Source organism: Vibrio pomeroyi (assembly GCA_041879425.1).
Lineage (GTDB): Bacteria > Pseudomonadota > Gammaproteobacteria > Enterobacterales > Vibrionaceae > Vibrio > Vibrio pomeroyi_A.
This window is the reverse complement of record CP090854.1, coordinates 1218275-1231453: the sequence shown is the minus strand read 5'-3', so window position 1 is coordinate 1231453 and position 13179 is coordinate 1218275. Positions and strand designations below refer to the sequence as shown.

Annotated in this window: 10 protein-coding genes; 3 read left to right on the top strand and 7 right to left on the bottom strand. The window is 44.5% G+C overall.

The features are described from left to right. Positions 1-48: 48 nt before the first annotated feature. The 5 genes from serS to lrp all read right to left on the bottom strand — a co-directional run bounded on the left by serS (position 49) and on the right by lrp (position 7412). A complete protein-coding gene (gene serS, locus L0992_05575; protein XGB68157.1) occupies positions 49-1356 on the bottom strand; it encodes a serine--tRNA ligase in 1308 nt (435 codons plus the stop codon). A gap of 142 nt (positions 1357-1498) precedes the next feature. Further along, on the bottom strand, positions 1499-2854 hold the full coding sequence (locus L0992_05570) for a replication-associated recombination protein A (GenBank protein ID XGB68156.1): 1356 nt from the start codon (positions 2852-2854) through the stop codon (positions 1499-1501). A 63-nt stretch (positions 2855-2917) separates the two neighbouring features. After that, on the bottom strand, positions 2918-3514 hold the full coding sequence (gene lolA, locus L0992_05565) for an outer membrane lipoprotein chaperone LolA (GenBank protein ID XGB68155.1): 597 nt from the start codon (positions 3512-3514) through the stop codon (positions 2918-2920). An 81-nt stretch (positions 3515-3595) separates the two neighbouring features. Next, positions 3596-6754 carry a DNA translocase FtsK 4TM domain-containing protein gene (locus tag L0992_05560; GenBank protein ID XGB68154.1) on the bottom strand — a complete coding sequence of 1053 codons (3159 nt, stop codon included), beginning with the start codon at positions 6752-6754 and terminating at the stop codon, positions 3596-3598. A 163-nt stretch (positions 6755-6917) separates the two neighbouring features. After that, the gene (lrp, locus tag L0992_05555) at positions 6918-7412 is read right to left on the bottom strand and encodes a leucine-responsive transcriptional regulator Lrp (protein XGB68153.1); all 495 of its coding nucleotides are present in this window, start codon (positions 7410-7412) and stop codon (positions 6918-6920) included. A gap of 156 nt (positions 7413-7568) precedes the next feature. On the opposite strand from lrp, the gene ald reads away from it, so the two are divergent. Beyond that, on the top strand, positions 7569-8693 hold the full coding sequence (ald, locus tag L0992_05550; protein XGB68152.1) for an alanine dehydrogenase: 1125 nt from the start codon (positions 7569-7571) through the stop codon (positions 8691-8693). A 159-nt stretch (positions 8694-8852) separates the two neighbouring features. Here ald and L0992_05545 read toward each other — a convergent pair whose 3' ends face one another. Together L0992_05545 and cysB are read right to left on the bottom strand one after the other, a co-directional pair. Beyond that, on the bottom strand, positions 8853-10055 hold the full coding sequence (locus L0992_05545) for a methyltransferase (GenBank protein XGB68151.1): 1203 nt from the start codon (positions 10053-10055) through the stop codon (positions 8853-8855). Positions 10056-10204: 149 nt separating this feature from the next. Next, positions 10205-11179 (bottom strand): HTH-type transcriptional regulator CysB, encoded by a 975-nt coding sequence (gene cysB / locus L0992_05540; GenBank protein XGB68150.1) that lies wholly within the window; start codon positions 11177-11179, stop codon positions 10205-10207. 322 nt (positions 11180-11501) lie between these two features. On the opposite strand from cysB, the gene L0992_05535 reads away from it, so the two are divergent. Both L0992_05535 and L0992_05530 read left to right on the top strand, forming a co-directional pair. After that, a complete protein-coding gene (locus L0992_05535; GenBank protein XGB68149.1) occupies positions 11502-12266 on the top strand; it encodes a DNA repair protein in 765 nt (254 codons plus the stop codon). Positions 12267-12408: 142 nt separating this feature from the next. After that, positions 12409-13164, top strand: coding sequence for a tRNA isopentenyl-2-thiomethyl-A-37 hydroxylase MiaE (locus L0992_05530; protein ID XGB68689.1), 756 nt, complete (start codon positions 12409-12411; stop codon positions 13162-13164). Positions 13165-13179 lie beyond the last annotated feature (15 nt).

Genomic DNA, 13179 nt, shown 5'->3' with positions numbered 1-13179 from the left:
CAAAGCCTTTTAAATAATCAATTTCGCGCGAGGCGCTAAATAATTTGATTAACCGATGTGCGTTACGCCACCCATGTATGGCTGAAGTACTGCTGGGATAGCAATACGGCCATCAGCTTCTTGGTTGTTCTCAAGAATAGCAACCATAGTACGACCTACAGCAAGACCAGAACCGTTTAGTGTGTGTACAAGTTCAGGTTTTTTCTCGCCTTTACGACGGAAACGAGCTTGCATACGACGCGCTTGGAAATCCCACATGTTTGAACAAGAAGAGATTTCACGGTAAGTCTCTTGTGCTGGAACCCATACTTCTAAGTCGTAAGTTTTCGCAGAACCGAAGCCCATGTCACCCGTACATAGAATCACTTTACGGTAAGGAAGCTCTAGAAGTTGAAGCACTTTCTCAGCGTGACCTGTCAGCTCTTCAAGAGCTGCCATAGAGTCTTCTGGTTTAGTGATTTGTACTAGTTCAACTTTGTCGAATTGGTGCATACGGATAAGACCACGAGTGTCACGACCGTAAGAACCTGCTTCAGAACGGAAACATGGTGTGTGAGCTGTCATCTTAAGTGGCAGTTCAGCTTCATCAGTAATCGTGTCACGAACCATGTTCGTTACCGGTACTTCTGCAGTTGGGATAAGCGATAGAGTCTTAAGAGGTACGTCACTTACTTGCTCAGTTAGCGGGCTTGTGTGGAACAAGTCTTCGCCGAACTTAGGAAGTTGACCAGTACCGTAAAGGCTATCGTGGTTCACTAGGTACGGTACGTACATTTCTGTGTAGCCGTGCTCATCAGTGTGAAGATCCAACATGAACTGAGCAATAGCACGGTGTAGACGTGCAAATTTGCCTTTCATCACGATGAAACGAGAGCCAGAGATTTTAACTGCGCTAGCAAAATCAAGACCGCCAGACATTTCGCCTAGATCAACGTGATCTTTAACTTCGAAGTCGTAAGTCTTAGGTTGGCCCCAACGAGAAACTTCTACGTTATCGTCTTCGTCTTTACCATCTGGCACTTCTGCGTCAGGAAGGTTAGGAATAGACATTGTGATCGTTTCTAGCTCAGATTGAAGGTCAGCCAATGCTACTTTAGCTTGGTCTAGCTCTGCGCCTAAGTTGCCTACTTCTGCAAGGATACGCTCAGCTTCTTCATGGTCGCCTTTTGCTTTCGCTTGACCAATGGACTTCGATCGAGAGTTACGTAACGCTTGCAGCTCTTCAGTTTTCATCTGAAGGGACTTACGTTTTTCTTCAAGTTCACGAATTGTCTCTACATCAAGGGTGAAGCCTCGACGTGCTAATTTTGCCGCTGTTTCATCCAGCTCAGCTCGAAGTAATTTAGAATCCAGCATTGCTAATCCTATGCTTTAGTTATTTGAATATTCAGTAGTTTGCTACTGAATCACTGCTAAACCCCTAAAACTGGTGCTATTTCGACCAACTTTTAACGATTTAATATAAATTTTATGACTAGGTAACGATATCCAAAAAAGACTACTTTTCATAGCGTTTTTGTGGGCTTTTTGCGTCCAAATCCGCCAGATAATCTAGCTTCTCGCCAATTTTGGTCTCTAAGCCTCGTTTTGTTGGGAAATAGTATTGTTTCTCTCCCATTTCAGGAGGCAAATACTTTTCTCCAGCCGCGTAGGCACCCGGTTCGTCATGAGCATAACGGTATTCTTGTCCGTAGCCCATGTCCTTCATCAAAGTTGTCGGTGCATTTCGTAAATGATGAGGCACTTCATACTCAGGAAGATTATGCGCATCGGTTAACGCTTGCTTCCAAGCGGTATAAACGGCATTACTCTTTGGTGCACAAGCTAAATAGACAACCGCTTGAGCAATCGCGCGTTCTCCTTCAGCAGGCCCAATACGTGTGAAGCAATCCCAAGCCGACATCGCGACCTGCATCGCCCTTGGGTCAGCATTACCAATATCTTCAGAAGCGATCGCCAATAAACGCCTTACGATATACAGAGGGTCGCAGCCCGCAGCAATCATTCGCGCCGACCAATACAGTGCCGCATCTGGGTTCGAACCACGAATCGACTTATGAACCGCAGAGATTAGGTCGTACCAAATATCGCCCTTGTTATCAAAGCGGGCGACTTTCTCACCAGCTACCTCAGCGAGTAACTGCAACGTTATCGCTTTCTCACCCTTATCGTTGTCTTCTGCCATGTCGTACAGCAGCTCAAGATAATTGAGCGACATACGCGCATCACCGTTCACCAGTTCAGCGAGGCGATCTAAGACGTTATCTGCGAAGTCGGCACGCACATCACCTAGTCCACGTTGTTTATCTTCAATCGCTTGGCGAATAACAAGGGAGATATCGTCAGTATTGAGAGAAGTCAGTTTGTAGACACGCGCACGTGACAACAAAGCGTTGTTCAATTCAAAAGAAGGGTTTTCTGTAGTCGCGCCGATAAACGTAACCGTGCCATCTTCAATATGAGGAAGAAAGGCATCTTGCTGGCTCTTATTGAAGCGATGGACTTCGTCCACAAACAGAATCGTTCTGCGTCCTGCTTGCTTGTTTTCTCGTGCTTTCTCAATAGCAATGCGAATGTCTTTCACACCCGATGTTACCGCTGATACACGCTCCACTTCTGCATTGGCGTAATTTGCAGCCACTTCCGCCAACGTGGTTTTACCGGTACCCGGAGGCCCCCATAAAATCATGGAGTGAATATGGCCCGCTTCCAACGCTCTGCGAAGTGGTTTACCTGGACCCAATATATGCTGCTGACCGATATACTGTTCAACAGTTTCAGGTCTCATACGAGCAGCAAGGGGACGAAAATCTTCGTCCCCTGCAAAATCTAAGCTGTAATTACTCAATTGCAATCTCTTGATTCGTTGATGGCATAATGCCTATCGACTTACGACCAAACGATCTGCCTGTTTGGATCAATTTCTTTGGTCGTCGACCTCGACACCTTCCGGTGCCACAAAAGTAAAGCGGTCTGCTGATGGCTTACCTAAATCAACGTTACTGAAAGTAAACTCACCTTTCTGGCCATCTTGTTCAATCACGTTAAAGCCCTGAACAATGCCCTTTTCGGTGATGTTAATTTGGAAATCACCTTGGTTAGAGTCCACTGCCGTTGGCGTTAGCGTAAATTGGTTACCCGTTTGCACGACGTTGTAGTTATCCCAATCGCTTTCTTGGTTACGAGTCAGCAGTACGAAAGGCGTTTGCGATGTCGCTTGTTCTTGCCAGTAAATGCTCACTTGCTCAATGAACGGGCTGTAGTACCACAAGCTTTGGCCATCAGATACCAATAGGTTTTCATCAGGGAAAGTGGTTTCCCAACGGAATAAGCTAGGGCGTGCAATCTCTACAGTACCCTCGCCTTCCATTACTACATCACCATCAGGGCTGGTCACGACTTGTTTAAAATCAGCACTAAAACCTGCGTTCAATGCCAAACGGCTACTTAGCTCTTCTTTCGGAGAAGCAAATACTGAGAAGCTCATAAATAAAAGTGCGAATACTTTTTTCATCAATAATCCTGTTAAAACATAAGTCGGTCATATTCTCGATTTGACCGACTTAATGGGCATAAGTTCATAGGGCGTGTAGACCTAATCTTTTGGTGGCGCTGGCGCTAAGACTTCTCGGTTACCGTTATGGCCCGGAGCACTTACGATACCTTGCGCTTCAAGTTGCTCAACAATACGTGCTGCGCGGTTATAACCGATCTTGAATCGACGCTGTACGCCCGAAACCGAACCACGACGTGAGTGAACAACGTGTTCTACTACTTGATCAAACAGAGGATCAACCTCTTCATCGCCTTCCATCTTTTCACCCGGAAGCAAGGTTTCAGGGGTTTGTTCACCGTTGGTGATTTCATCAATGTAGTTCGGCTTACCGCGCGCTTTCCAGTTGTTCACCACCGCGTGTACGTCATCATCTGATGCAAATGCACCGTGAACACGAATGGTATGGCTAGATCCCGGTGGTAGATAAAGCATATCACCCATACCAAGTAGCGATTCAGCACCACCTTGGTCAAGAATGGTTCGAGAGTCGGTTTTAGTTGATACGGTAAAGGCAACACGTGTTGGGATGTTAGCTTTAATCAAACCAGTAATAACATCTACCGATGGACGTTGAGTCGCAAGAATCAAGTGAACACCCGCTGCACGTGCTTTTTGTGCCAAACGTGCAATCAACTCTTCAACCTTCTTACCTACTACCATGATTAGGTCGGCAAATTCATCGACGATAACCACAATGTAAGGCAGCTTCTCTAGCAATGGTGCTTCTGGGTCCATGCTATCGCCCGGTTTCCATAATGGATCATGGATTGGGTGACCCGCATCAGCGGCCATCTTAAGCTTATCGTTGTAGCCTTTAATGTTACGAACACCTAATGCCGACATTAGCTTATAACGACGTTCCATTTCGCCTACACACCAGCGAAGCGCATTCGACGCATCTTTCATGTCAGTAACGACTTCAGATAGCAGATGAGGGATACCCTCATAAACTGATAGCTCGAGCATTTTCGGGTCAATCATGATGAAGCGAACATCTTCTGGAGATGCTTTATATAGCATACTCAAGATCATCACGTTCACACCTACCGATTTACCTGAACCAGTCGTACCGGCAACAAGAACGTGAGGCATTTTCGACAGGTCAGCAATCACAGCTTCACCCGCGATGTCTTGTCCTAAAACCACTGTCGTTGGTGACTTCGCTTCTTGGAACTGAGTGCTACCCACAACATCTGAGAAGAATACCGTTTGACGACTCATGTTCGGCAGTTCTAAGCCCACATAAGGTTTACCTGGAATAACTTCAACCACACGTACTGCTAAAGCAGACAATGAACGCGCCAAGTCCATAGAAAGGCCAGAGATACGGCTTACTTTAACACCCGGAGCCAAATCTAACTCAAATCGAGTGATCACAGGACCAGGGAAAATGTCGACAACGTCTGCTTTGATCTTGTAATCCGCAAGTTTCGACTCAACCAAACGAGCAATAGCTTCTAGTGCATCACGGTCAATGAAGGTTTCACGCTTTTCAGGGTGGAACAACAACTCAAGCGTTGGCAGAGGCTCTGCAGGCTTCGGCAAGTTAACATCTTGTTGAACCAAGAACGGATTCTGCGCCGCTGCCATATTCGCCTGTGCTTCAGAAACAATGCTTTGGAATGCTTCTACGTCTTTATCTTGGTTCAGAGGCTCGTCTTCTGTCACCTCTTCCCAAGGAAGATCAATCGCAGGCTCTAGACTTTGTTCTGTTGGCTGTAATGGCTCTGAATCTTCTTCTTGGTAAGAGAAAGGTTCAAATTGCTCAGCAGATAATTCTTCATCAGCTTGCTCGATTTCAGTCTGTGGAACTGAAGGAGCGAAAACCTGTTCGTCACTCTGTTCTTCAACAGCATCAAACGGTGAAGCTTGTGCTGAGAAGTCTTCTTGTAGCGTATCTTCTGGCTCACCCATTGGCGAAGCGTATAGAGATTCAGGCTGAACCTCTTCAGCATCGTATTCACTCGTTACTTCTGGCGAACTCTTGATTTCTGGTTCTGCACTTTCAAGAGCCTTATCTGTAGGAGTAACGTCTTGCTGTTCATTCTGCATGTATTGCTGATAGGCGATTTGAGATTCATGCGCGTCAACCTGATCTTGCTCAGCAAGGTCATCTTCATACATAGCGGCGTTTTCTAGCTGCTCGATAGTCGCATTGAGCTGCTTAGAACGCTCAACACCTTCTTCTAAAGGCTCTTCTGACGCTTGGTAAATCGGCGCTACAGAGATCGGCTCAGGTTCAACTTGAGGTTGACGCTGAATCTGAGGTTCTTCTTGAGCTGAAGCTTCTTGTTTCGCAGGTGCCTCAACGGGCATGTGAATATTGTAATGGCGCTTCGGTGTCGCAGCACTCTCTAGCGCACTTGCAGCCGCATATGACGAATCATTAGTCGCAGAGAAGCTCAGTGCAGGATCAAGCGGATCTTGCTCTGTTGAGTGTTTGTTGTCTTCTATAGCAGGAACGTCGTGGTAAGTAGGCTCTTGGTGACGTTCTTCGATTAAGTCGCGGTCTGCTGATTCTCTTAACTGAGGCTCAAGCAATTCTTGGTCTTGGCCGCGCGCCTTGTTTACAAAAGACGTGAACAGCTTGATCGCACGTTCACCCAACCATTCAACAATGCTTAACCAAGAAATACCCGTTAGCAGAGTAAAACCAGCGCCCCATAAGAAAAGAAGAACTAACGTACTACCAAGAACATTCAAAGTTGGAAGAGCAAGGCTAGTCAATACATCACCCACCACACCACCTGATGAGAAGTACCAGATGTCGTCAAAGTTGATATCCGCTAAACCACAGCTAGTAAGAATAAGGACAGTAAGGCCAAGTAAGCGAGTGCCCCAAAGCATAAAGTCGATCTGTTCATCTTCATTACGCTTGCGGAACAATACCCACGCAGCAACCGTGACTAGGATAGGCAGAGGGTAAGCCAAAGAACCAAATACAAAGAACAGCGTATCCGCTAACCATGCACCTAGGTAACCACCGGCATTCTGAATGTCGCCACCCCACGCCGTTTGCGACCATGAAGGGTCTGCAGGGCTAAAGGTTAATAACGCAACGGCAAGTAGAATAGAGAAGAGAACACCCAAAATCAGGCTGCACTCTTTGAGACGTTGAGAACCATTCAAACGAGGAGACTGAGGCTCTTCACTCGTTTTAATGATTGTTTCTACTTTATTACTGCTCTGCTTGAACATAAACCAACTTAATAATTAAACAGGATAAAAACATAGCGAGCGGCACACGCCGCTCGTTTCAATGAAACTACTGTTGATTTAACCATATCAAACCGAAAAACCCAATTCCAGAAAGCAAGAAAGCGGAACAAAAGTCCGCTTTCTTTCATTTCACCAATTGTGATTAACGAGTTTTAATCACAAGTTGATTAGTTTGTTTCACTTCTTCCATTACAACATAGGTACGAGTGTCGTTTACGCCTGGTAGACGCAGTAACGTATCACCCAGTAACTTACGGTAAGCACCCATATCCGATACACGTGTTTTTAGAAGATAGTCAAAATCACCCGACACTAAATGACACTCTTGGATGTCATCAAGTTTCTGAACAGCGGTGTTGAATTGTTCGAACACATCTGGCGCACCACGGTTCAAAGTAATTTCAACAAACACTAAAAGTGAAGCATCAAGGTACTGTGGGTTCAGCAATGCTGTGTACCCAGTAATGTAACCTTGACGTTCTAAACGACGAACACGCTCAAGACATGGAGTCGGAGAAAGTCCTACTCGTTTTGAGAGTTCAACGTTCGAGATACGACCGTCTTTTTGCAACTCATTAAGAATGTTGCGGTCAATACGATCTAGTTCCTTGGACGGCTTCTTATAATTGTCTGCCATTTTTTATTCCACCTTATTACTTCCTTGCAAAAAAATATACTACAACTTTTTAATATTCAGTATCAAATTTTATCTGAACATATCTATACTAGATATTAATTCGACAGAATTACCCTACACATAGATAAAACAACCAAAATAAAATGAGGAGTCAGGATGATCATTGGCGTACCTAAGGAAATCAAAAACCACGAATACCGCGTTGGTATGACCCCAGCTAGCGTGAGAGAACTAATCTCACACGGCCACCAAGTTTTTGTAGAAACCAATGCCGGTACTGGTATCGGTTTTTCAGACGATGATTACATCGCTGTAGGCGCATCCATTCTTCCTACTGCTGCTGACGTTTTCGCGAAAGCAGAGATGATTGTAAAGGTTAAAGAACCTCAAGCTGTCGAGCGAGCTATGCTTCGCGAAGGGCAAATATTATTTACCTATTTACACCTTGCACCAGATTTTCCACAAACTGAAGAGCTGATCAAGAGCAAAGCTGTCTGCGTAGCCTATGAGACTGTAACAGATAATATGGGTCGCTTGCCACTATTAGCACCAATGTCTGAAGTCGCTGGTCGCATGTCTATTCAAGCAGGTGCACAAACATTAGAGAAATCTAACGGTGGTTGTGGTCTTCTTCTTGGTGGCGTTCCTGGCGTTGAACCAGCAAAAGTTGTTGTTGTTGGCGGCGGTGTTGTAGGTGCTAACGCAGCACGTATGGCTGTTGGTCTTCGCGCAGATGTTACAATTCTTGACCGTAACGTAGATACACTTCGTCGCCTTGATGAAGAATTCCAAGGTCGCGCAAAAGTAGTTTATTCTACTGAAGACGCTATCGAGAAGCATGTTCTAGAAGCAGACCTAGTGATTGGTGCAGTACTAATCCCAGGTGCAGCGGCTCCTAAACTTGTTACAAAAGATCACATCGCTAAGATGAAGCCAGGTTCTGCCGTTGTTGACGTTGCAATCGACCAAGGTGGTTGTTTCGAAACTTCACACGCTACAACGCACGCAGACCCAACTTACATCGTTGACGATGTAGTTCACTACTGTGTTGCTAACATGCCAGGTGCCGTTGCTCGTACTTCAACTTACGCACTAAACAATGCAACACTTCCTTACATTGTTAAGCTAGCGAACAAAGGCTACCGCGAAGCACTTCTATCTGATAAAGGCTTCCTAGAAGGTCTAAACGTAATCCACGGTAAAGTGACTTGTAAAGAAGTTGCAGAGAGCTTTGACCTAGAATATGTAGACCCAGCAGAAGCTATTGCAATGTTTAACTAATGATGTAGTGACTAACTGAGCGTAAATTTTCTCGTTGAAGCGTTCAGTTACAACACACATTAAAAAAGCCAGTCCGACATTTGTCGAACTGGCTTTTTTGTATCTATAGCACTATCGCTCATGAACTATGATCAACGGCCTGCCTTATACTCTTGAGACCTATCGGTCGCTCTTAACACCATGAATCAACAAATTTCGAGGCGTGACACTGCGTTCACAAAACTCTTCGATGCTTGCCTCATAGCCTTGCTCTTGCAAGTAAAGAGCACGATCCAAAGCTAACCATATCTCTAGTGGTCGCCTGAAAACTTGCTGAACCAAACTCAGTTTCTCCATTTCCCAGAAAAGTTTCTCGCCTTGAGCAAAATAGGATTCAAAATCGATATCCGAACCAAGTGTTATCTCTTTCACTTCGGAAGCCCACTGACAAAACGATTCAAAGCCTTCAGATAATTCTGATTTTTTGATGCTCGGTACTGGGATGTATTTATCGATGTTTAGTTCAGACTTAAGCAGTTGGCTAAAACCCAAACGATAGCTCATCTCTAACTGACGATGTCGCTTTACTCTTTCACCACCAGTAACCGTTTCTTGAAGTGGGATTCGTAAATCACTCTTACTCAATGTTAAAGCCGAGGCCTTTGCCACTGATGACATCGGTTGGTAGTTTTCTTCACGAATAAGGTGATAACAACAAGGAGAGATGGTGACTGCTGGTAGCCCATGTGACACAGATTTTTTAACTAACTCAACATGAAGGTCGCCACAGGCATGCAGTGCGACAGCATGTTGATTTGGATTAAATACCTCATCTGCACTTTCGGAAAACGCATCACCTTGAACAAACGTCATTTCTAGACGTTGTGTATCCGCAATCTTTTGGCCGCTTTCGCACAGCGATTGCTGCCACTCGAAACTAGTCACTTTTTGCTTAGATTGTTGAGATAAGATTCGACCAAGGAAGCCCCTTCCAGAACACCACTCCAGCCACTCTTTGCCATGATGATGTTCAAGCGAAGCCTCGCCCATCGAAACAATCTGTTGTAGCTTTCTTCCCGGAATACCGTCTTCGGTACCTCGTGGAAGTGTTAACCCTTTAAGTGCTGTGGTAGTGAACTGAATGCTTTGATTCGCTTCCTCTAACTCGGGAAGAAAACCAATAAGTTCCTTTACCAACACATGAGGTTGCTCTTTCAGAATCTGAATATTCTCGATACTCAAGTTATCCAACCAATCAACAAGCGGGCGATTCACATCAAACCAAGGTTGTTGTTGGGTTTGGCATAGGTGAAAAGGCTCTGAACGCCAGTAAACCTGGTGCTCAAGCAGAAATGAGTCGAGTGTTTTAAATCGTGAATGCATGCTTCCCCCTATGGTGCGAGGATTGTAGGGGTAACAAACGGAAATGGAAAGGCTCGATATAAAAGAGAGCAGTAAAGAGGGTTCGGAATCAGATAGAAAAACGGCCTGTAGATACAGGCCGAATAACAATATAGGTTTGCACGATGAGATTAACGAACAGGTAGCTCGATATCTTTAAACATCTCTTCAATCTCTTCATTCGATTTCAAAGAAATAGCTTGCTCGACAACAGGGCGAGTTAAGTGCGGTGCAAAACGCTCCATGAAATCAAACATGTAAGAACGCAGGAAGGTGCCCTTTCTAAAGCCGATACTTGTCGTACTCGCACCAAATAGGTGGCTTGCATCAATGGCAACCAAATCGGTATCTTGTTCATGGTCAATCGCCATACTCGCGATAACACCAACACCAATACCCATACGAACATAAGTTTTAATTACGTCCGCATCTGTCGCGGTAAACACAACGCGCGGTGTCAGGCCAACTTTGTTAAACGCGGTATCAAGCTCAGAACGGCCAGTAAAACCAAATACATAGGTCACCAGAGAATAAGCGGCTAGATCTTCAATCGTAATATTTTGTTTTTGAGCGAGAGGGTGATCTTTGGTTACTACGATTGAGCGATTCCAGTGGTAGCAAGGCAGCATAATCGCGTCTTGGTAAAGGTGAAGAGCTTCAGTCGCAATCGCAAAGTTTGCTGTCCCTTTCGCAACGGCCTCAGACATTTGGCTCGGTGTACCTTGGTGCATGTGAAGCGAAACTTTAGGGTAACGTGCTGTGAAGCCTTTAATCACATCAGGAAGAGCGTAACGTGCTTGGGTATGAGTCGTTGAAATGTTCAATGTACCCATCTCTGGATGAGTATGCTCACCCGCTACCGCCTTAATACTTTCAACACGAGCTAGAATCTCTTGAGAGATACGAATGATATCCTCGCCAGCTTGAGTCACCTGCGTTAAGTGCTTGCCGCTACGTTCAAAGATCTGAATACCCAGCTCATCCTCAAGCAATCTAACCTGTTTACTGATGCCTGGCTGAGATGTGTATAAACTCTCTGCGGTCGCAGAAACATTTAGGTTATGGTTTACAACCTCAACAATGTACTTCAGTTGCTGTAACTTCATATCTAACCTCGTAATCCTTTACTCATTTCTGTGCTAACTTATTTGCAAAGAGAGCGTTATAGTCTCGTGTAATATAATTAATAGTTATAACGCTTCAAGCACAAAAATGACAGAAAAATTGAGCTTTTATAGCTTAACAAACAAAAACATCACTAACGCTTTGCAACCCACTCCTCATTCTCATACATTAGTTGGTAAATTTTGATTGCCGATTGCGCTCAACAAGAGATAATCAGAAATTGCAATTTACGAGTGCCGATACATAATGGAATCGTGTATCCTCTCCAGTTAGCTATAGAAAACAACAAGCAGACACAAATATATGAATATTGGTTTAATAATCGCCTTAGTAGCCGTTCTTTTGGTGTTGGTTTTAGGCTACAACATCATGCTTCAATACAAAGTTAAGGTAGAAACAGCGAAGAAACAGGAAGCTTCTCGTTATCTAACCATTATTGACGGAACTGAAGAGCTGATTGGCAATGCTCACCACATGCCGTTTAGCCAAGATCTTCTTGTATGCTTAAATAATCGAATTCTTGATGCATTAGAAAACATGTATCAGCTCGACCCTAAAAATAAGCAACTCGCCCAGCGTATCGAAAGCGTAAAGCAGCAAATTACTCAGCTTAAAGAGAACTACCAAGGTGGCGAAAGTACAGCTTTCCGCGTGCCAAGCAGTGATAAGCAAGCGATCATGATGCTTAAGCTAGTCAAACGTCTTCGCGATACGGTTCGTAATGAACACAACAAAGGTCGTTTTGAAACTCAAGCTTATGTAGTTGAGAACGCACGTCTCGAGACAATTCAAATTCGCATTAACATCGAGAACGTTATTAAGCGTGCAAATGACTCAATATCTCGCGGCCAACCAGGTACAGCAATTCAGTTACTGCGTAAAGGCATTGATGCGTTAGCTACCAAAAACGACTCATACTCTAATCAAGCAAAAGAGAAGCTTCAGCAGATGCTTAACGACCTTGATCAGAAGCGCCAAGATAAAAACGCGCAAGATTTGCAACAGATGGAATCTAAAGAGCGTGACGACGATATGGATGCCCTATTCGGTCAGAAGAAGAAATGGTAATCGTCTAGCCAAAACAAGAAAAGGCCGCCTTATTTACTTAAATAGGCGGCCTTTTTTGTACCTAGTTAATTTCCTTTCTCCGTATAGGGAGATCTAGTGAGCTGTGATAAAATCCCGCATTATCAACAAACTTGCCCCGACCATGTATCAAGAACTATTAGCTCCAATTCACTCCTTTCTTAAAGCCGAAACGCCAGATTCATGGATCGATGAAGCCAAAAAGCCAGAAAACCTTCACATCATTTTGCGTGATCACATGCTTTGTGAGCTAAAAGCAGCTCAAAGCGCTCTGTTTCTTATCCGTAAGTACGCAGTTGATAAAGACAGTGCCAAGCAACTGAATGAGTGGATCTTGCCATACGAGCAGTTTGCTTACCGCCGTATTGGAGATCTAGAGTCACTTCGTGGTAAGAGCAACGTATCAAAGCGAATCACAGCGAAAGAAGGCTGTAATTACGGTGCTGACCTTATCGACAAAATGGTTCTACTGATTAAAGAAGAATTGCACCATTTCTATCAAGTGATGGAATTGATGGAAAAGAAAGGCGTGACTTACCAACCGATTGAAGCGGGTCGTTACGCTAAAGGGCTAATCAAGCAAGTAAAGACATACGAACCAGATGCTCTAGTCGACAAACTAATCATCGGTGCCTTTATTGAAGCACGTTCTTGTGAGCGTTTTGCTAAATTAGCGCCTTTCTTAGAAGAAGACATGGAGAAGTTTTACGTATCTCTACTTCGTTCAGAGGCTCGTCACTACCAAGATTACCTTGAGTTGGCCGAGCAAATCGCTGGCAAAGATATCTCAGAGCGTATTGCTCATTTCGCTCAAGTGGAAGCAGACCTGATCACTTCAGACGACAGCGACTTTAAATTCCATAGTGGTGCACCGGTATAATTCGCTAAGAAAACA